Annotated in this window: 18 protein-coding genes; 1 reads left to right on the plus strand and 17 read right to left on the minus strand. The window is 40.4% G+C overall.

Annotated elements, in window-relative coordinates; translation table 11 throughout:
* Positions 1–116: 116 nt before the first annotated feature.
* On the minus strand, positions 117–617 hold the full coding sequence (locus VN447_RS21995) for a transposase (RefSeq protein WP_325528384.1): 501 nt from the start codon (positions 615–617) through the stop codon (positions 117–119).
* A 235-nt stretch (positions 618–852) separates the two neighbouring features.
* Positions 853–2100, minus strand: a complete 1248-nt coding sequence (gene fliB, locus VN447_RS22000) for a flagellin lysine-N-methylase (RefSeq protein WP_325528386.1) — start codon at positions 2098–2100, stop codon at positions 853–855.
* 170 nt (positions 2101–2270) lie between these two features.
* Here fliB and VN447_RS22005 point away from each other — a divergent pair, with 170 nt between their 5' ends.
* Positions 2271–3323, plus strand: coding sequence for a glycosyltransferase (locus VN447_RS22005; protein ID WP_325528388.1), 1053 nt, complete (start codon positions 2271–2273; stop codon positions 3321–3323).
* 120 nt (positions 3324–3443) lie between these two features.
* Here VN447_RS22005 and VN447_RS22010 read toward each other — a convergent pair whose 3' ends face one another.
* The 15 genes from VN447_RS22010 to VN447_RS22080 form a co-directional block, all read right to left on the minus strand.
* Entirely contained in the window at positions 3444–4391 is a 948-nt protein-coding gene (locus tag VN447_RS22010) for a dTDP-glucose 4,6-dehydratase (RefSeq protein ID WP_325528390.1), read from the minus strand.
* Between the two features lies 1 nt (position 4392).
* Positions 4393–5550, minus strand: coding sequence for a UDP-4-amino-4,6-dideoxy-N-acetyl-beta-L-altrosamine transaminase (gene pseC / locus VN447_RS22015; RefSeq protein WP_325528392.1), 1158 nt, complete (start codon positions 5548–5550; stop codon positions 4393–4395).
* 21 nt (positions 5551–5571) lie between these two features.
* The gene (gene pseG, locus VN447_RS22020; protein WP_325528393.1) at positions 5572–6675 is read right to left on the minus strand and encodes a UDP-2,4-diacetamido-2,4,6-trideoxy-beta-L-altropyranose hydrolase; all 1104 of its coding nucleotides are present in this window, start codon (positions 6673–6675) and stop codon (positions 5572–5574) included.
* On the minus strand, positions 6672–7298 hold the full coding sequence (locus tag VN447_RS22025; protein WP_325528395.1) for a formyltransferase family protein: 627 nt from the start codon (positions 7296–7298) through the stop codon (positions 6672–6674). Before VN447_RS22025 ends, pseG begins: the two co-directional genes overlap by 4 nt.
* A gap of 41 nt (positions 7299–7339) precedes the next feature.
* Entirely contained in the window at positions 7340–8389 is a 1050-nt protein-coding gene (pseI, locus tag VN447_RS22030) for a pseudaminic acid synthase (protein ID WP_325528397.1), read from the minus strand.
* Between the two features lie 31 nt (positions 8390–8420).
* Positions 8421–9155 carry a glycosyltransferase family protein gene (locus VN447_RS22035; protein WP_325528399.1) on the minus strand — a complete coding sequence of 245 codons (735 nt, stop codon included), beginning with the start codon at positions 9153–9155 and terminating at the stop codon, positions 8421–8423.
* A 15-nt stretch (positions 9156–9170) separates the two neighbouring features.
* On the minus strand, positions 9171–9767 hold the full coding sequence (locus VN447_RS22040) for a hypothetical protein (RefSeq protein WP_325528401.1): 597 nt from the start codon (positions 9765–9767) through the stop codon (positions 9171–9173).
* A gap of 82 nt (positions 9768–9849) precedes the next feature.
* The gene (locus VN447_RS22045) at positions 9850–10860 is read right to left on the minus strand and encodes a polysaccharide biosynthesis protein (RefSeq protein WP_325528403.1); all 1011 of its coding nucleotides are present in this window, start codon (positions 10858–10860) and stop codon (positions 9850–9852) included.
* Positions 10861–10874: 14 nt separating this feature from the next.
* A complete protein-coding gene (locus tag VN447_RS22050; protein WP_325528405.1) occupies positions 10875–11612 on the minus strand; it encodes a glycosyltransferase family protein in 738 nt (245 codons plus the stop codon).
* On the minus strand, positions 11609–12613 hold the full coding sequence (locus tag VN447_RS22055) for a hypothetical protein (protein ID WP_325528407.1): 1005 nt from the start codon (positions 12611–12613) through the stop codon (positions 11609–11611). The genes VN447_RS22050 and VN447_RS22055 overlap by 4 nt, the downstream gene beginning before the upstream one ends.
* On the minus strand, positions 12585–13883 hold the full coding sequence (locus tag VN447_RS22060) for a DegT/DnrJ/EryC1/StrS family aminotransferase (RefSeq protein ID WP_325528409.1): 1299 nt from the start codon (positions 13881–13883) through the stop codon (positions 12585–12587). Before VN447_RS22060 ends, VN447_RS22055 begins: the two co-directional genes overlap by 29 nt.
* Positions 13883–14893 (minus strand): Gfo/Idh/MocA family oxidoreductase, encoded by a 1011-nt coding sequence (locus VN447_RS22065; RefSeq protein ID WP_325528411.1) that lies wholly within the window; start codon positions 14891–14893, stop codon positions 13883–13885. Before VN447_RS22065 ends, VN447_RS22060 begins: the two co-directional genes overlap by 1 nt.
* Positions 14880–15440 carry a GNAT family protein gene (locus tag VN447_RS22070; protein ID WP_325528413.1) on the minus strand — a complete coding sequence of 187 codons (561 nt, stop codon included), beginning with the start codon at positions 15438–15440 and terminating at the stop codon, positions 14880–14882. The genes VN447_RS22065 and VN447_RS22070 overlap by 14 nt, the downstream gene beginning before the upstream one ends.
* Before the next feature lie 11 nt (positions 15441–15451).
* Entirely contained in the window at positions 15452–17344 is a 1893-nt protein-coding gene (locus VN447_RS22075; RefSeq protein WP_325528415.1) for a motility associated factor glycosyltransferase family protein, read from the minus strand.
* A gap of 202 nt (positions 17345–17546) precedes the next feature.
* On the minus strand, positions 17547–18740 hold the full coding sequence (locus VN447_RS22080; RefSeq protein ID WP_325528417.1) for a flagellin: 1194 nt from the start codon (positions 18738–18740) through the stop codon (positions 17547–17549).
* Positions 18741–18953: the final 213 nt, after the last annotated feature.

Below are 18953 nucleotides of genomic sequence, written 5' to 3' on the forward strand. Positions count from 1 at the left end.
CAACCAAGTGAGTTGACTAAGAATGGATAGTGATGATCTATTCATGTAGACCGAATTATCTGTCTATTGACCACAGGCAATCAAGGGCCGGTCAACTTTTACTCTAGCAGAGGTGGTCAACTTTTGCGTTGACAAAACCACATGTGCAAAGCGAATATCGGATTGGCAACCCTACCGTGACCGACCATATAGTCCCTATGACTACTCCAGGTATATCCTATCTTTGCAGGTAAATTAGCCCGACACGGGTTTTGGTGTATATAACACACTAGCGTCAGCAAATACGAGTCATTATTACAAAGAAATGCCTTATACCGCTGCTGAAATACGTGTCCTACATGTTGATATTTTCTATTAAAATGCAAGGTATACGTCTGCTGTACACCTTGCATTATTTTTGCTAATGGAATCTCACTTACACAAATTAATAAATGAATGTGATTATCCATAAGTACGTAGGCGTATAGCTCAAAATTATACTTTTGTTTATATTTATCTAATAGATCGAGATATTTATACTTATCTTCGATATCCAAAAATATATTATCCTTATTATTCCCTCTAGCGATTACGTGATATATTGCCTTCTCATAATGTATTCTCGGCTTTCTCGCCATACTAATCCCTCTCACCTACATGGAATTTTTTTATTTTTACAATAATATTGTAACCGTGAAAAGATAAATAAGTCAATAATTCAAATAACGCAAGCCTGACCCCTTAGGTTTCCACACCCTTAGGTTTCCAGCTGCTAAAAGCAGGCTAATAACACAAAACAGCTCCAATCGGATTATCCATTGTGAGCTGTTTTATTATTTAGGAAGGTTTGGAAAGTGATCTTTTTTCAGCTATTTAGCTCTTGAGTAAAATGGCCATATATGGCATAGTATTGAAATTATTATCTTTTAATAATTCTATTACGCCTTTCAAAAAATTTTCATCGTGGGAAATAACTTTGGCAAAAGACTGGATAAGCTTAATGACATGATCTATATTAAATTTTTCTTTATGCAAACCAGCCATGCCGATAAGTAGCATCTTAATCATAGAGTAATTAACCACAAATATTACATAGTTGTCGAAAACCTTTATACCCCCTTTAAAAGGGAATAAGTTGGAGAAAACATCATTGACCAGGTAATTTTCCATAATATACTCTCGAGCATCCATAAATGGGTGATAGTATTTATCATGGGCTTCAACATAGTTTTTCCCAATATCCTCCACTTTGGTACCACTGATGTATTGAATACCCTCAAGAAATTCAGCAAAGCACTCATAATAGTGCTCATTGACGCTACCTGAAAAAATACGTTGATCGGCCACTTCTTTCATTAATTTCATCTGAATAGTAAATTCATTGGGAATGTTATTGAGTTCATCGCGAAATACACCCGAGTCCAGATGGTCAAGATAAGTACCTATGAGCTTGGGTATAGCCGGAAATTTACCTTCGCTGATAAGCTGATCCAAACTGCGGCAAAACAACCCAAGAATAACCATCCGCTGCCATAGCTTATAGGCACGATTTTGCAGCAAAGAGATGATAAAGATACGCACTTCCCAAAAATGGCGTAACCCGCTATGGGCCAACCTAAAATCATCTGTTTCTATAGTTTTAGTGATGGCGTTGCGAATACTTGCATCTTCTTCAGTTTCGTCAAACGACATAACTTCGGGATTGAGCAGAACTATTCGCGCCGCCTCGGGGCAAGACACCGTCAATGCCTTTTCGGACACACCGTTAACTATGTTGGTTAAACGCGGATAGGCAGTGCAAGTTAATGACAAATACCCTTCACCAAATTTACGCTGCACGGAGCAAAGCTTGTCACCATCAAGAAGCGGGCAGCTTCCATCATCAGGATTCAACTTAATTTTAGCATAATTGGTATCATCAGCATCGGTGCGAATGCGAGTTACATGTTCCTTCAATTGCTTGCGCAAATCCTTATCTGGACACTCGCGATATTTTTGATAAGTATCTTTGTCGATCACTATCCGCCAACCGCCACAACAAATATCCTCACAGTTAGCCCCAATACAGTGAAATTTCTTCATATACTCTGGTTGAAGAACTTTACGAGTTTTATTGGCCATAAAGAATTAATTCCTCCTTACTATAAACAGAAATTGAATATTATTTGAAGCATTCACAAGATAAATTAACTTACTATGTTTCTAACTCCTCCTAGGATTATGCAATATATTAAAGGTTTTTGTAGATTATTATCGAACAAGAAAAAGAAGAGGAAGCCAGGAGGAATAGTATGAGGATAAGCTTATGTATGATAGTAAAAAATGAGGAAGAGTTACTACCTAAATGTCTGGAACAGATTATTCCTCACATTAGTGAGGTTATTATTGTTGATACAGGTTCCACTGATAAAACAAAAGAAATCGCACGTCAGTTCACCGGCCAAATTTACGACTTTAATTGGTGTAATGATTTTTCGAGAGCAAGAAATTTTTCGATATCGAAGTCATCTAATGACTGGATTCTAGTACTGGATGCGGACGAGATAGTAACCGAATTTGACCAAGATATTTCGGCATCACTTGCACAAATCGGTGAATTAACCGTAGGAAGAATAAAACGAATTAATTGTATTGAAGATAAATGGGGCCCAGCCTGGAACACCGAAAAAATAAGCCGTTTATTCAACAGGCGCTTTTTCCACTACGAAGGTATGATTCATGAACAGATAGTAGACAAAAATGGCTGCACTTCTTATGAAACCATTCCTGTCGGGATCACTGTAGATCATGTTGGCTATGCCAAAGAAGTCGTTAATAAAAAGGACAAACTTACCCGCAATATCACCATGTTGCTGCAGGCAATTACCGAAGCTCCTGATGATCCGTATTTACATTATCAGCTCGGAAAGTCATACTATATGGCGAAAGATTACCAGCAAGCATATGATAGTTTCCAAACCGCTTTAACATTGCCATTAAATTATGCTTACGAATATGTACAGGATCTTGTTGAAAGCTTTGGCTATACACTAATAAACAGTGAAAAATATAGCGAGGCACTTCAAGTTGAGCAGTATAGCGTATATTACCAAAACTCTCCTGATTTCAAGTTTCTGATGGGACTAATATATATGAACAACGCCCTCTTCAGCAAGGCAGTGGAAAGCTTTCTAAATTGCATTGGTGTGAAAGAAGGCAAGATGAAAGGCGTTAACTCATATTTAGCATACTACAACATTGCCGTTATATATGAAATCTTAGGATATAGCAAAGAGGCAACGACCTATTATAAACAATGTGGCAATTATGAATTGGCCAAAAAACGACTGGCAGCATTGCAATAAATGAATTTATTCAAAAAGCGGCATTACCAAACAGGCAACGCCGCTTTTTTCATGCTCTAGCTACTACCTATCAAACTGCGCATAGTAGCCGGGACGCCTCAGGCGGGTTGAGTGGCCCATTTATATGAGGTTAGTATTATTCTTGATCCACTCTGTTGTTTTTGCAATACCCATCTCTAAATCATTTTTTGGCTGCCACTTCAGCAATTTATTAGCCTTTGTAGAATTACACAATAATTTCATAATTTCACTTTGCGGGTGGATATGTGGTAAATGTTTTATTCTATTTTGATCCTTTGCAACGAGAAGCGCCAAATCATTAATCGTAACATCCCTGCCCAGCCCGGCGTTAACAATTTCACCATTAACTGCCTCACTGTATCCACACTGCACTACAAAAGCGGCACAATCCTCTACATAAAGGAAATCCCTGGTTTGTTCACCACTTCCGTAGATACCCAGGTCCGCACCTGCCAGAGCATTTTTTATAAAGATAGCAATTACACCGCCTTCACCGCCGGTCTTTTGGAAAGGGCCATAGGTGTTAAAGGGGCGGACTACAACGGCGGGCAAGCCGTAGGCATACCAATATGACAAAACCATATTCTCGCCGGCAATTTTACTACCTGCATAAGGAGAAGCCGGCTTAACAGGATGTTCTTCGGTAATTCCTGTTTTGTCATTGGCGCGGTCATAGACCATGCAAGTGCTCATGAAAACAATTTTGGTATTAGTCTTTTTGCACTGTTCCAGAACATTAAAAGTACCGATTACGTCATTCTCAAAAGTAGTACGCGGGTCATCGATGCTATCCTGTACATTAATACTTGCGGCTAAATGATAGCAGATGTCAAAACTGTTGAGGAAAAGTTTATTAAGCAGCTCTACATTCTTAATGTCACCCTCGGTAAACTCTTTTAGCCGCGGATGTCCCTTGAACTCTTCAATATTTTCTGGTCGCCCGTTAGACAAGTCATCCAAAGCCCAAACATCATGACCATCTTCTAATAATCTTTTTACTACCCAACGCCCGATAAATCCAGCTCCGCCAGTAACCAATATTTTCATGCTACTTTTCATTCCTCTCCAGAATGGTTTTTACACTATGTATTACATCTTGTACATCTTGATTTGTCATCTTGGGGAAAATTGGCAGACTTATCATCCTGTCATATAGTTTTTCGCTATGGGCGCATTTTACATCCCGATAGCCGTTTTGCTGATAATAAGGATGCTTGTATACTGGAAGATAATGCACATTTACGCCAATATTTTCTCTATGCAGAGCTTCAAAAACTTCTTTGCGGTCGCATCTCAGCTTTTCCAGGTTTAATTGGATTACGTATAAATGCCAGCTCGAGTTACAGCCATCTTCCTGAAATGGCACTGTCAAACCAGTTGTATCTTTGAATGCTTCCGTATATAGGTCAGCTATCTCGCGACGTCTTTGCAAAAACTTGTCTGCCTTTTTAAGCTGACTAACTCCCAAAGCTGCCTGTATATCAGTCATCCTGTAATTATAGCCTAACTCAAGCTGCTCATAATACCATGGTCCTTGATTTTCAAGCATCATATCTTTATCTCTGGTAATACCATGACTTCTGAACAACAGCAGTTTCCTGTACAACGATTCATTATTAGTAGTAATCATACCACCTTCACCGGTGGTAACATGCTTTACGGGGTGGAAACTAAATATCGTCATATCCGAAATGCCGCCAATCAACTTGCCCTTATAGTCGGCACCTACAGCGTGTGCGGCATCTTCGATTACCATTAAATTAAATTCGCTAGCTATTTTACCGATTTCGTCCATATCACAAGGCTGCCCAGCGAAATGCACAGGAATAATGGCTTTAGTCTTGTCTGTAATCTTCCTACGAATCTCATTTGGGTCGATATTATATGTAGCAGCATCAATATCGGCAAATACCGGAGTTCCGCCACAGTAGAGGACAGCATTAGCAGAGGCTGCAAAAGTAATTGGAGTGGTAATAACCTCATCACCCTCTTGGATTCCTGCTGCATAACACGCCGCATGCAACGCCGCTGTACCGTTCGATATAGCTACTGCGAATTTGGCATCAACATACTGGGCAAAAGCCTTTTCAAACTCTGCAATTTTAGGTCCGGTCGTTAGGTAATCAGATTTCAGTACTTCGACTACAGCCTTGATATCATCCTCATCAAGCCACTGCCTACCGTAAGGTAAATAGGTCTCTCTCACAACCAGATCATCCTCTCTTTATCAATTAGCCCGAAAGCTTTCAATAACACTCCGGACAATTCGTTCTGTACCTTTGCCATCTACCAGCTTTTGACCTTTACGACTCATCTCTTTGCGCTTTCCATAATCACTCATCAGGTTTAGTAACGCATTAATAACTTGACCGTCATCCAACTGGTTATACCAGCCGATACTCTTCACATACCCTAATTCTTCCATCTTATGCACAATAAATTCCTGATTATCTGCCAACACAAATGCCAAAGTCGGAGTACCGCAGGCAGCAAATTCGTATAAGGTGCTTCCCCCGGCCGATATAGCCAAATCAGACCGCAACATAATGGCAGATACCTCAGAATATGTGATATTCGGTGAATTGTTAGCCACCGCTGAATTGGCATACAAAACAACGTTTTTATGTTCTTGACTCAGATTGATTAAATACTCATTGTTGGTAAAACCACTGCCAACCAGCACATTAAACCGCAAAGTTTGAAGTTTTTTATGTTGCAGTAAAAGAGCAAGCAACCTTCCTGTCAAATTATAAGGATCGGTCCCACCTGTAGTTATCATGATTTCTTCGACTTGTACGCTAACTGTTCTTGGTGGCATTTTACAGAATTCATCGCGAATCATATTATACGCAGGGCCTAACAACAATACTTGCTGTTCACGGTATTGCCTATATTCCATATACGCACCCGTAATATTACCATTTACAATAATATCTACCGGATAAAGAAACTTGTTAATATCATCAATATATACTAACTTTTTTACGTGCGACTGGAGCGTCAATAAGTATTCTCCGCTCACATTGTAAGTATCCACAACTAAAATATCTATCTGATGGTTAGCTAATAACGCAATAACTGCTTCTGCCTCGGCTGACAGATCTGCAGGATTACCGTAAAAAAAGCCTTCTGTCTTGTGATCTACAGAAGGTAAACGGATAACGTCATAATTCTCACGTTTCGCTTTTTCTACACCCTCATCCAGCTTACTAAAAAAACAAATTTTGTGTCCATTCCGCCGAAAGGCGTTGGCTAAAGACAAGCAACGCATCATATGTCCCATGCCAACATTTCTTCCGCCATCAACCCGAAACGCAATATTTAGCATCATGCTTTATCAATCTTTAATACATATTTTATATTATCTTTCCAAAAGAATAGTGGATAACTTTCGTTATCAGCTATCCTCATTAGATTGAATTGCTCATTAATTGATTTATTAATATCCAACTCGCTGTCCTGAGGGGTTCTTAACCGGTAGAAAGTATCTTCCCCTTCTTGCTCAAGTCCGATCATTGGATAGAGTTGAACATATTTAACAGCCATGGCCAGAATTTTTTCCGTTAATCTTTCTCTTAGCTCGGGTAATAATTCGTCACCGCGAAATACAATTTTGTCTTTCATGTATATTTTGCCACTATCTACTCTTTCAGCAGCTTCGAATAGTGTAAGAATTACCTCGTTTTCACCACTTAAAATTCTCCAGGCCATAGGCGACCAACCTTTTTCCTTAGGTAAGTCTCCCGCATGAATAACAATGTTGCTTTTGTGCAATTCCAATTGCTTGGCAGTAACGATTTGCCCACAACTCAACAGAAATGCGATGTCACCTTTCCTTTTATCTAAGGATGTACAAAATTCAACATCATGGTCTTTTCTCAGAATTTCACATAATCTCTTTCCGTGTTCCACAAACCAACTGTCAGGAGAATCCACAACAACGGAAATTTTCATTTTGGCCCCTCCCCTATGCAAACGTTTAATGAGTTACATACTCAGTCGAACATACTCCACTTTAGAGGCGTACCTTTTTCAATAGTTGTTATTGCTTTCTTACCGATAACTTCTTCGTAGTATTTCGGAGGTAAACCATATCCGGGTCTAATAACTCGAATATTCTCTTCTGTCAACACTTCCCCGTGTGCAATATCTTTTACTACAAAAATGGATTTCCGAAAAATGACACTACCTTTCTCACGTTCTGATAATTGGTAGCTTACCTTGCCTATAGCTTTCTCGACTGCCCGTATATCATTAACCATACTTCTGAATTCCTGCGGTTCCATAGAAAATGAAGCGTCTGGATTCTCTATACTTCTGCTAATACAAAAGTGTTTCTCAATTACGTTAGCACCCATCGCCACGGCCGCTACGGCACCTATGGACCCCAGCGAATGATCAGATAAACCTGCCGGTACGCCAAATGTATCTTTTAAATGTCGAATGGTTCTGAGATTCATATCATCAGGAACAGCAGGATAAGCACTGGAGCACTTCAACAAACAAAGGTTTTCATTCCCCTGGGAACGAATGGCATTAACTGCCTCTTCAATTTCCCCTAGTGACCCCATACCAGTCGACAGAATAATTGGGTTGCCTTTTGCAGCAATATATTTTATCAAAGGAATATCAACAAGCTCAAAAGAAGCGATTTTAAAAAAATCCACTCCCAGGTTTTCCAAAAAGTCTACAGCAGTTTTATCAAAAGGTGTCGACAAAAAATCGATTCCCACCTTATCTGCCTCTTCCTTTAATCTTCCCTGCCATTCCCAGGGCGTATAGGCTTTTTGATATAACTGGTAAAGGTTTTCTCCTTGCCAGGTTCCTTGTTTTATCTGGAAATATTCATTACTGCAATTAATGGTTATTGTATCAGCAGTATAAGTCTGTAGTTTGATACAATCAGCGCCGCTCTCTTTTGCCGCATAAATTATCTCAATGGCTCTATTTATATCCCCAGCATGATTGGCTGACATTTCTGCGATAATATAACAGGGATAGCCAGTACCAATATTCCGTTCTTTTATATTTATTACCTTATTCATAGGTTCCTCATTTCTTATATAAATGAAGTAATTAAAGCTTTTTCTGCTCTATATGGGCGTTAATTTTTATTAAATCAGGATTCTCTTCAAACAAACTAATGATGTCCTGCAGATAAAAGTCATGTTTACCTTTATAGAAATGGCGATATACCTCTTCTATAAGCGTAAAATCTTCTTCAGTATCTAAAGTCCATCTGTACCTAGAATAATCGGCTGCGTTTCGGTAGAAATATATCATCGAACCATTTTCATAAATATATGGAGTAACATGCTCGCGGTGATACTGCTCATCTGCTTGCATAAATGCTTTTTCTAGTATAGTAAAAGAAAAAACCTCTGTATCCAGGCCTCTGGGATAAGTTCGTTTACTTAAGTCACTCCCCGCGTTAGTCACTATATCATATACTTTTTTAGCCTTAAAAAAATCAACAATTTCATCGGTTACTAATGGATCAATTAATGGGCAATCAGACGTAATCCGCACCACTATATCTACATTATTATCTTTAGCTGCTAAATAATAGCGGGCTAAAACATCGTCTTCACTGCCTCTAAAATACTTAACACCGCATTTAACGGCTTCATTAGCCACTGCATCATCTTGCCCCAGTGTCGTAGTGGCGATAACTATCTCATCAATACTGTTAGCCTGCTGGACCCGCTCAATCACATGCTGTAGGACAGTTTTTCCCATCAAGGTTTTTAGAATTTTTCCCGACAGTCGGGTTGAACCCATTCTCGCCTGAATAATTGCTGCTGTTTTCACCCATATTCACCTTCATTATTGTACTTGTCCGTATTCGATATTTATAGATATCTCTTTAGCTAATGCCTTGAACGAAGGAATAATTTCATAAAGAAGAGCATCACTTAATTTAACACGGTCTTGACTTTCCATAGCCTGTTGCAGCATAATAATTTGCCGCAAGAGATTTTGCTTCACAAGTTCAAACTGGGAGGCATTGTAATACCAATCCTGATTATCACCAATAGTATTTAGACTGTTGATAATAAACTGTAAGCCCTCCAGCAATTGGGAAAATTTATCCCAGGTGTTTTGGCTGACTCCCTGATAAAATTCATCCACCATTTTATCTATCTCGGGAATTGCCCTAATTATGTATTCTTGAATTGAATTAAGGGTATCATCCATTAATTCCTTCAGAGTTTTAACATTTATAACGATTATTTTGATATTTTCAATATGCTCAATTATGTATTGATCATAATCGGAATATAGTTCCACACCGTCTATTTCAAAACTGCTAAGACTAGTATTAGACTGAGTCAATAGTTGCTGGACCTGATCAAATATCGTTCCAACCGCAGCAATTTGATTTTCGCATTCATAAACCTTATCCAATATTTTAATCTGCATGCTCATACCCCTATTTAAACAAAATAGGGCGGTTCGTCAACCGCCCCTTTTACGCGGCTAAACTCCAGAAAAGTAAATACAATTATATAAGTCCATTTTCTTGCAACATTGCCAGAAGTTCCTGGCGACTGACCGGTGCCTCGTCATCAGAACTATAACTTTTTTGAATGGCCTTTTTAGCACCAGGATAGGATAGTTCTCTTTGTAGAAACATATTTGGAATAACAAACATATCAGGCAGTTCATAGGCATCCTTGGCCTCTTCGATTGTCATCAATTCTTCAAACATCTTTTCACCGGGACGCAGACCAACTTCTTGTATCTCAATATCGTCTGCATTAATATTTAGCTTTTCGGTAGTTTTTTTAATAATAACTTCGGCTAAATCTTTCAAACAGATCACAGGCATTTTTAGAACAAATATTTCGCCGCCCTGAGCTTTCTGCATAGCTTTAATCGTCAAATCTGTCGCTTGTCGCAAAGTCATCATAAACCGGCTCATCGTAAGATCAGTAACAGTTATCTTTCTCTTTTCCGCAATCTGCGATTTAAACAAGGGAATTACCGAACCGCGAGACCCCATGACATTACCAAAACGGACAGCAGCGAATATTGTTTTATTATTACCACTATTATACTGCGCCGAGGCAATCAAGCGTTCGGCCATAAGCTTTGAGGCCCCATATGTATTGGTAGGCGCAATGGCTTTATCCGTACTGGTGAAAATAACCTTCTTTACTCCGGTATTAAGTGCAGCCTTAATAATATTCTGGGTGCCAATAACATTAGTTTTTACCGCTTCATACGGATTGTACTCACAAGCCGGAACATGTTTCATAGCAGCCACATGGAATACATAATCAATATCCTGCATCGCGCGTTCGACGCGGTCACAATCCCGGATATCGCCAATCAGATAACGGATATTTTGGTAGTGACCCATTTTTTCCCGCAATTCGAACTGTTTATGTTCATCACGGCTAAAAACCCGGGCAACTTCCGGATTTTCGTTTAATATATATCTGAGTAAACTCTGGCCAATTGTCCCTGTCCCTCCGATAATTAAAATCTTTTGTCCTGCAAAAAAGTTCAAATTTTACCACCTATCTATCTAGCTTTCTTCTGTGCTATATGACTGTTCGTAGACGCTATCTGGGAATTTTGCTCCAAATAACGGGTAATATCATATAAATCGAACGCCGGCTTAACAGGATACAGCGCCTCATATACACTCCTGATTAGCCGGTAATCATCTTCGGTATCAAGGGTTAGACGGTATTCAGGATGGCGCACAAAACGTGGTGCTTCCACATTTGACAAATGATATAGTTCAGGATGCTCATAAAAGTATAAAGACACATGCTCACGGACAGCTGCATCAGTGATTGTCTGCTCAACCTGGCGTAAAGCTGCGGTCCGAAAAACTTCCACACTAAAACCTAATGGGTATGTTCGAACCAATTGCGTTGCCACATAATCAAGATATGGATGCTCCAGCATCCTCTCAATGACCCGGTCAATTGTTTCATGATCTATAAGAGGACAATCGCTAGTAATCTGAACAATAAAATCAGTAGCTGTAGCTTCTGCTGCTTCGACGGTTCGCAGCAGCACGTCTTCCTCACTGCCCCGGTAGTACTTGACTCCCTGTGCTTTAGCTGTTGCCATTACTACATCATCAATCGGGTTGATGGTCGTAGCAATGACAATATCATTTAGGTATTTTGATCTTCTGAGTCTTTCTATTAAGCGAACTAAAGCTGGTTGCCCAGCTAAATCCATTAATACTTTCCCCGGCAGTCGAGAAGACGTCATCCGGGTCGCTACTATAGCATTAAACTTCACTTAAATACCTCCCTAATAAATCTGGCAACCCGTTCAGTCGACCGCCCGTCAAGCCAGATTAGCCTTTGTGACAACTGACTACTATTATTAATAACTTGGCCACCCATTTTTGCAGACAGCAGCAACTGCAGCTCTTGAGGTGAGTCTGCTCGCTTAGTTAAGCCCAGCTTATTTGTAATGCACAAGTCTTGCCTCCGCAGATTAGGCTGGTAGCTTATTGCCGGAATACCCATAAGAACGGCATGTAATAAACCCATAGTAGACATACCGATAATTAAATCGTACTCAGGCATAATGTCAAGCAAATTTCCTGCCACCGCCAACTCAACATAACGCTGTTGGAAGCTAGCATCATCCTTGGGATGAAATTTAACGTGTAAGATACAGTTATCCAGGTTGGCAACCACCATGCTGCAGTCGGCTAATGCCTGATGCTCGCTATAGCCTAATGACTCGCCATACAGAACCGATAAGGGTTGGGAAAGAAATAATACCTTCTTTAGCTTCTCGTTCAAACAACGTACGGATCTTTGACAAGCTATATACTTATCCAGCCCCGGGTGGCCCAGCGCCTTTATAATCGTCGGTGGTACACCAACCTGAACTGCTTCTGCTTTAGCCAGCTCATCCATCACAATGTAGTAATCCGGATAAATGACCTCTCCAGCCGGGCTGACAAATCGAGTTTGGTAATTTGACCAATAGTCCAAAATCGCAACAGTAGGTATTCCGGCTTGCTTACAGGCACCTATTGCCTGCAATTCCACCGAACTTCCCCAGCTTGTGCCGGTTATAAGTCCAGCTATCTTTCTACTGTCAAGCAAGCATTGTATTGCTTGCAGAACCTCCTTTGCCGATATACCCTGCAAAGGATTTAGTTTTGCGGCAGGGCCTGTACAATAGCATTCACTAGGAATACCGTCGTGCTCGAAGCTTTGGGCAACTGGAAGAGTTACATCATACCCGCCTGGGTCATGAGCCAGAAAAACTATTTTTTTCATATTCATGAAGCTCTTTGCGTGATTGCCATACCTTTTCCACCGCTGCCAGGAAATCATCAATATCCTGCTCGCGATAAGGTACCCTGCATACATCGGCTATCAAGAGCCTTTCTTCGTACATATTTTCTACAACCGGGCAAATACCCTTTTGGTAATTTTGGACTGGGTTGTCGATTAGTGAAAAGGGATATTGCGTCTGGTTGTAAACCTTTTTATGTTGAAATATTTTTAGTAAATAGAGCGGTTTAACATAACCTTCTCCTAACGGGAATCCTTCGGCTTTCATGGCTGCGGCAAATGTGGCCCGCTTGATACCCCAAACAGTTTTATCAAATTGAATAGGATATACATAGTAGGAATGTTCATAGCCTTCAGGTACAGTGACACCTTTCAAGCCGCTATAATTTTTCAAACCAACAGTCAGCTGATCGGCCAAAGCCCGACGTGTCTTTAGAAAGCCATCCAATTTCTTTAGCTGTTCAATACCGATCGCTGCGTGCAACTCGGTCATTCGATAGTTAGACCCCAAGACCACTGTATCCTCATCATTAAGATCATCTACTGCCACTTCACCATGATTACGAATCAATTGGCAACGATAGGCCAGCTTTTCATTATCGGTTAAAATTATGCCGCCTTCGCCGCTATGAATGACCTTATGGTAATTAAGACTGAAGATGCCTAAATCGCCGAATGTCCCTGCCTGCTTGCCATTGATGGTAGCGCCAGGCGATTGTGCATTATCCTCGATTACATATAAGCCGTGCTTTCTGGCAATCCTCACGATTTCCGGCAAATTCCCCGGTAGCCCAAACAAGTTGGTCACAAGGATGGCTTTTGTCCGGGGAGTTAGCCATTTTTCGATCTCGTCAGGATTTAAATTATAGGTTTCTGAGCAAATATCTACAAAAACCGGCACAGCATTATTCATCAAAATGGCAGTGGCCGTAGCAGCCATTGTATATGGTGTAACCAGCACTTCATCGCCAGGTCCAATTTCACAAGCAGCAATAGCCGTATGTAATGCAGTAGTTGCAGAGTTAACAGATATGCCATGTTTTGCGCCAAATCTTTCTGCAAAATCCTGCTCAATTTCTCTTACCTTGGGGCCTCCTAAGAAGGCATCGCCTGCCCGTCCTAAAAATGCAGAAAGGTTACCAGACTCCATAACCTTAATGACGGCAGCTTTTTCCTCTTCCCCCATAGTGTTAGTCCAGGGAATCGCTGCATCCCTAACCGGAGTCCCCCCTAATAAAGCCAGTTTACTCATTACCGTCCAACCCCTTCTTGGGAAAAATTATTGTTATGTGACCGTAATAATGCTTGTGCTACATATAAGGGATATATACTATCATCAATCGTACAACGAGGCTTCGCAATACCAGCTAGCACGTTAACAAGATTGCCAACTGCATTGGCTAAATTTGCGTCCGCTAAAAGCTTACTTTCCTGCCGGTCTAATTTCAGGTTATTAAATCCAGAAAATAGATGATGTTCTCCTACGCAATAGTATGACACTTCATCACCACTATTACGGATTGTAATCCTGCCTTGTGAAAAATAAAGATCAATTTCGAACATATAATATTGTTTATCATTAAATGCCTCGGCAAAACCATTTATTGTGTCGCCGATTTTGAAGACGAATGTAAAAGAAGGATCATTGTCAGAATCAGCCGACGTATCAACTCTGTCAATGACTTGTACTTGGTCTATATGTCCAGCCCACCATTGTAATAAATCAAATATATGTGCGCCTGTATTAAAAATACCTCTGGTGTATCTGACATGTATTTTCTGAAGCTCGCCGTATTTGCCACTTACAGCCTCGGCTTTTACTCGCTGCATCCCACTATTCCAGCGGCGGGAAAGATTCGGCACAAGTAGGCAATGTGAACCCTCAAGCGCTTGTTTTAATATAGCTACTTCTTCCAGTGAACGCACCAGGGGTTTTTCGCAAAAGATAATTCTGACAGCTGTGTTACGCAAAACATATTGGATGGCAGGTAAATGGTGAACAGGCGGGGTGCAGATACTGATAATATCAGGCACGTGATTTTGTAGAAGTTCAGGCAGACTCTGATAAAATCTAACTTCTGGTACAAGGCGGTGCAGAACCGCACCCTGCTCCTTACTTACATCGGCTGCAGCAACCAATTCAATTTGCGGATGAAGATCATAAGCTAATGCGTGTGAAGAAGGGCGCTCCCGCTTGGGATCCAGATCATAAGTCAAGCCAATCTGCCCTAAACCAATTACTGCCGCTCTATATTGAACCATGATCTTTTTCCAACCACTCACTATACAATAAACTTAGATTCACACAGTCATGATACTGTCCTTCGCAAAAGTAGGCCTGACGCGAAATCCCTTCTCTACTAAATCCGGCCTTTTCAAAAGCTCGAATTGAACCAATATTCTGATCAACAGCGCCTGCTGCCAGACGATTCAAGTTTAACCGGTTAAAACAATGACCAGCAAGTAAGGAGATGGCTTCAGCAGCATATCCTTTTCCCCAGCAGTCAGTTTCACCAATAATAATGCCTACCTCGGCAGAACGAAACATATAGTTGATAGAATGCAGACCGATATTACCGATATGCCTGTCTTTGTCTTTCAATACGATTGCAAAAACAACATCGGTTTTACTTATAGCCTGACTATCATAGAAAGCCTTCATTGACTCTTGGCTATTGGGAAAAATCCCATGCCGCATCCATTTCGTTATACTTTGGTTATTAAGCCACTGAAAGTAGTTTCCTTCAAGATCTTCCTTTTCCAGGCGACGTAAGTAAACTCTATTAGCAGCTAAAAACGGATGATGCAAGATGGCCCCTCCTATACGGCGATTATCTGTTCCCGTTTCTTTTCTAATATAGCTTTAGCGTTGCTGTACTCTTGAATTATCAAGTCTGTACTATTGACAATCATGAACATCAAGTTATGCTGCAACAAGCGATTTTTCAGTACATTTTCTACAGTTAACTCATTTCCGAGCTTTTTTACCTGCATAATGGTGGGCACAATAATTGGGGCAAAGTAGGCTTCAATAGAGTCAGCTGTAACGATATTTCGAATAATCTTATTACCATGCTGCATTTTTAGAACAATTGTTTCCAATTTTTTTTCACTGCAATCCTGAGAGATAGTTTTTTCCAGCTTAATCAGCATGTTCATGTGACTCAATGCTGATTTCTGGATTTTTTTTAACAAATTCAAATCAACACTAAGAGTCTTAATTAATTGTTCATATTTCTCAAGCCTAGTGCTCGCGCTTTCAATTCTTTCTGGCAAATATTCCACTAGTTGCTTATTCACTGGTGTTTGGCAGTAACTTGAAATAGCCTCCTTTAGTGTCATAAGCGTAGTACCTTTAATATAAGCGCCACCCTCGGTAGCATTGATGACCTGCAAAGTACGATTGCTCAGAATCTGCATTTCGTACCATTCTTTAAAAATTTTATAAACCATATGGGATTTAAGTAAATTGCCTTCGTGGTCTTCCAGATAAACGCCTTCCGTGGAATCACGGTCATTGTTTTCGCCTTCGTACTCCGTATGTGTCAGGTCACTATGCTTTTTGCCGCTGGTGTAAGCCAAATCCTGACCAACGAGAATGATTGGATTGCAGCCTGCTTCCCTGGCTGCCGCAAAGGCCACTGTCGCGCAAGAATGACCAAGCCCGACAAACTTGAAATGTTCAAAGTTTGATAGCCACATTTGCTCAAAACCCATATTATTGCGCGACATGATAACTGTTTTTCCCTCAAACTCTTCGTAAATATTAGGCCAAATCGAGCCAGGCGATAATAATACCAGGTCCTTGGAAAATTTTCTATCTTTGTAATAAAAGGTATAGGTAGGTTCATCCCGTTCAATACTGGCTATGGCATCAGGTTGCACACCATGCTTTTCACATGCCCTCATACTGGCATCACAGGCAATTATCAGCGCTTTGCCATTAGCCTCTTTCAAGTACTGGATGTTTTTATCCAGCGACGGCCCAGCAGCTACAATGATGGCTGGAACATTTTTGTATTTTCCTTTTATCTCCTCAACGGAATTGCTTTTCAGAATTGCGTCAGTGTTGTGGCACATATTGGCAAACCCGACAAACTGATCATCCAACGCATTGCCAAAAGATATGACCGTATTGAGCAGTGTTTTCGATATATTCTGTAAAGCACTCATGTTTTGATTTCCATAAACGTAATAATTAGGCAACGTAAATACTTGAATGTTATGTACTAAATTATAAAAATTAAGTGCCGGCAAATATAAGGCCATTTTACCAATCTGCTGCTCATCACCAAAAAGCAATACAAACTGACCGCTCTTGAAAATATCTGATAAGTCAAAATGTGTTAACACATACTTTACAACATCTATATTATGCTCAATAATAACTACTTTGGTATCCTGAGATATTTTGTTCTTCAGTTCCAACAAATGAAATCCAAGCCCCATACCGAACACAATGAATAAATAATCTTTGGTTTTATTTACAGCGTGTACAATCCTATTGACTTCCGCAATCGGGTCATAACTGCTGTGCAGCAAATATTTCTTTTCATCATGACAGAAATATATGTCACGGCTGCCATTACTAGCAAATTCTTCAGCAACACCGCCATCTACTTGCGAAAAATCCAACTGAAGTAGTTCATTTAATATAAAATGGGTATATTTTGCGATTGTCTCAAGATTTTTTTGCAGTATTTCGTTAGTCATAAATTACTCCTTTTTTACTGTCATGGAAATCTTCCCACGCCATTTCTCATGTCAAAAACCTTCGTACGCTAAAGTTGAGTTGGCAAACAAAACCTTTTGAAATAAGAAATGAAAAAGCATTTTTCACAATCTGTGGCTAATAGTATAAAATGGCTGACCGGTTAAGATCAGCCATTTTATCAATCGTATGCGAATCAGTAAATTACCGAAGTAACTGGAGAACGCCTTGCGGCTGTTGGTTAGCTTGCGCCAACATGGCTTGGGCAGCCTGGTTAAGGATGTTGCTCTTCTGGAAGGTGGTCATTTCTTTAGCCAGGTCTACGTCACGAATACGGGACTCAGCAGCAGTCACGTTTTCGGAAGAAGTACCGAGGTTGTTAATGGTGTGTTCTAATCTGTTTTGGAGTGCTCCCAGTTTAGAACGCTCGGTGGATACTTTTTCAATAGCGTTATTTACCAGGTAAATAGCGCCGTCAGCATTTTTCTGAGTGGTAAGATCCAATGCATTGCCCTTGGTATCCCGAACGCCAATAGAAGTGGAATCCATAGCGTTAACGCCAATTTTCAGCACTTGGCCTGCGTTAGCGCCTATCTGTGCAACCGCTGCATTATTGCCATTGTTGGCAAGAGCGCCTTTTTGAATTGAAATCGTAATGGTATCGCCAGCCCGAATGCTCTTATCCTGAGTTAGTTTGATAGTAAGAGTGGTTTGGCCACCAGTAATGTTATTTGTACTAATTCTAACTTGGCCACCAGCTATTGATATTTTAGTAATGTTGCCAAGAACAGTAGAAGTTGATATTTTAGCTGCAGATATACCACTTGCTGAAACCTTGGACGAACTAACAATATTGATGTAAATGACATCAGTTAAAGTATTCTTAGAAACATTTTGGATATTGCTCAGTTTTACAGAGCCATTACCAAAAGTAGACTCAAGAGCGCCTGAACCGTTGATTTGGTTATTAGGGCCTTTCAGATCGCCATTCAACAGTTTCTTGGTGTTGAACTCCGTGGTGTTGGCAATCCGGTCAATCTCGTTAGTCAGTTGCTTCATTTCATCTTGCAGGGCACTTCTGTCAGTAGTTGTATTGGTATCAGTCGAAGCTTGAACAGCAAGCTCACGCATCCGCTGAAGAATGCTTTGAGTCTCATTCAGACCACCCTCTGCTGTTTGGATCATAGAGATGGAGTCTTGAGCATTACGGGAAGCTTGATCCAAACCACGGATCTGACCGCGCATTTTTTCGGAGATTGCCAAACCTGCAGCATCATCACCAGCTTTGTTGATGCGAAGACCGGAAGACAGTTTCTCTAACGAACCAGAAGTGGCCTTTTGATTGGTTTCCATTTGACGCAGGGTGTTGATAGCGGACATATTGTGGTTAATAATCATAGTATTTTCTCCTCCTTGATTTTCATACCAGGCGTCCATGCCCAGTTGATTTTAGTTTAGCAGCAGTTCCCCTATCCGGCCGGTTTAGGTTATTAGGCTGCTAAGCTTGTTCTATTATATTATCGGATAGATCAACTCACAACTTAAGCTCATAATTTGTCGATATGTAAAATTAGCAACTCTCTTAATCGCAAATCCTCTTAATATCTTGAA

The sequence above is a fragment of the Sporomusa sp. genome (assembly GCF_035561155.1).
Lineage (GTDB): Bacteria > Bacillota > Negativicutes > Sporomusales > Sporomusaceae > Sporomusa.

Coding starts and splice junctions, on each gene's coding strand:
- VN447_RS21995 (WP_325528384.1), bottom strand. CDS start 617: ATGGCGAGAAAGCCGAGAATACATTATGAGAAGGCAATATATCACGTA.
- fliB (WP_325528386.1), bottom strand. CDS start 2,100: ATGGCCAATAAAACTCGTAAAGTTCTTCAACCAGAGTATATGAAGAAA.
- VN447_RS22005 (WP_325528388.1), top strand. CDS start 2,271: ATGAGGATAAGCTTATGTATGATAGTAAAAAATGAGGAAGAGTTACTA.
- VN447_RS22010 (WP_325528390.1), bottom strand. CDS start 4,391: ATGAAAATATTGGTTACTGGCGGAGCTGGATTTATCGGGCGTTGGGTA.
- pseG (WP_325528393.1), bottom strand. CDS start 6,675: ATGATGCTAAATATTGCGTTTCGGGTTGATGGCGGAAGAAATGTTGGC.
- VN447_RS22025 (WP_325528395.1), bottom strand. CDS start 7,298: ATGAAAATTTCCGTTGTTGTGGATTCTCCTGACAGTTGGTTTGTGGAA.
- pseI (WP_325528397.1), bottom strand. CDS start 8,389: ATGAATAAGGTAATAAATATAAAAGAACGGAATATTGGTACTGGCTAT.
- VN447_RS22040 (WP_325528401.1), bottom strand. CDS start 9,767: ATGCAGATTAAAATATTGGATAAGGTTTATGAATGCGAAAATCAAATT.
- VN447_RS22055 (WP_325528407.1), bottom strand. CDS start 12,613: ATGAAAAAAATAGTTTTTCTGGCTCATGACCCAGGCGGGTATGATGTA.
- VN447_RS22060 (WP_325528409.1), bottom strand. CDS start 13,883: ATGAGTAAACTGGCTTTATTAGGGGGGACTCCGGTTAGGGATGCAGCG.
- VN447_RS22065 (WP_325528411.1), bottom strand. CDS start 14,893: ATGGTTCAATATAGAGCGGCAGTAATTGGTTTAGGGCAGATTGGCTTG.
- VN447_RS22075 (WP_325528415.1), bottom strand. CDS start 17,344: ATGACTAACGAAATACTGCAAAAAAATCTTGAGACAATCGCAAAATAT.
- VN447_RS22080 (WP_325528417.1), bottom strand. CDS start 18,740: ATGATTATTAACCACAATATGTCCGCTATCAACACCCTGCGTCAAATG.